Source organism: Ruthenibacterium lactatiformans (assembly GCF_000949455.1).
GTDB lineage: Bacteria > Bacillota > Clostridia > Oscillospirales > Ruminococcaceae > Ruthenibacterium > Ruthenibacterium lactatiformans.
The window spans coordinates 1-1,386 of the sequence record NZ_JXXK01000096.1; the positions used below are offsets into that span (position 1 = coordinate 1).

Consider the following 1,386-nt stretch of genomic DNA (forward strand, 5'->3'; position numbering starts at 1 on the left):
GCAACGAACGCGTCGTCGTTGAGATGAGGGTACATCTCATACACGCGGCTTATCTCCTGCTCCTGTCCCTCGCTGAGGGTCTCGTCCGGGTCCAGGCACCACGTGCCCGCCATCAGGCCCTGACGCCGCAGCACCTCATGGACCCCCGGGATGCATCCGGCAAAGTTGTGCGCCACGTCGAAGAACACGCCGTTGCAGTCTGTGACCGCCGCGCCCCGCGCCAGAAGCTCCGCCGGGATGTCGCGGCCGTCCCGGTATTCCCGCAGCTCTTCGTACAGCTTCACAACGCTGTGCGTCCACACCGACCAGTGCCCCAGCAGGCCCCCCACGAACCGCAGCTCCACCTCTTTGCCGTCCACCGGGAACCGGTACGGCGTCAAAAGGTCCGCCACGATGTTGTCGTCGTTGCCCGTGTACAGCGCAATTTCCTCCCGCCGCGCGCTGTACGCCACGCCCCGCACCAGGTCGATGCTCTGGTACCGGTTGAACGAAGCGCATTTGATGGCCACCACGCCCGGCGTGTCCGCCACGGCCTTCCAGTATTCATACGACAGCCGCCGCCCGCCGCAGGCCGTCTGCAAGTAAAACCCGATCACGGGCATCTCTGCCGCCACCGCATGGGTGCGCTCCACCATCTCCTCCTCCGTCCGGTGCGCCAGCCCGCCCGGGCTCAGCAATACCGCGTCGAACCCCAGCGCCTTTGCCGTGCGCGCCTCCGCGCACGCCTGCTCCGCTTCGCCGCACGCGCCCGCCACGCGCACCAGCGTTTTTCCCGTGCGCGCCTCGTATGCATCCATCTCCTCTTTCGTCACACGCAGGACCGGCTCGAACAGGCCCACCTCCGGTTTGCGGATCTCGAACTGCGTGGTGTGCACCGCCACTGCCAGCCCGCCCACCCCAGCGTCCAGATAATACCGGATCAGCGTGCGCTGGCCCGCCTCGTTGAATTTCCGGTTTTCGTCCAGAACCAGCGGGATGGCCGGGATGACCGTGCCCCCGTGCAGGATCTTCAGCGCTTCTTCATGCCGTCCCATACTCAATAGCTCCCTTTCCTCTCTTCAAAGTGCGTGGGCTTGCCCAATGCGCGCCCTCCGTCCAAAATCCACTGTGCCTGCCATTCGATCAGCGTTTCCAGCGGCACCGTGGGATAGCCGAACAGCCGGAACATCTTTCCCGCGTTGTTCAGATACGCCGTGTCCGACGCCTCCCCTGTGAATATGGGCTCTCTGCCCAGCAGCGCGCCCAGCTTTTTCGCCGTCTCCTGTACGCCCGCGGTCTCCGGCCCCGTCACGTTCAGCGTGAACACCTCCGCCGAGGCATGCCCCAGCAGACGCAGCGCCGCCTCGTTGGCGTCCCCCTGCCAGATGCAGTTGAAGCTGGGCGTGG

Annotated in this window: 1 protein-coding gene and 1 pseudogene; both read right to left on the reverse strand. The window is 65.6% G+C overall.

The window, feature by feature from the left end; all coding sequences use genetic code 11:
* On the reverse strand, positions 1-1,034 hold a 1,034-nt coding region (locus TQ39_RS19845), incomplete at its 3' end, for a dihydrodipicolinate synthase family protein (RefSeq protein ID WP_050006808.1).
* Positions 1,035-1,036: 2 nt separating this feature from the next.
* Positions 1,037-1,386, reverse strand: a pseudogene (locus tag TQ39_RS21395) (epimerase); the annotation flags it as partial.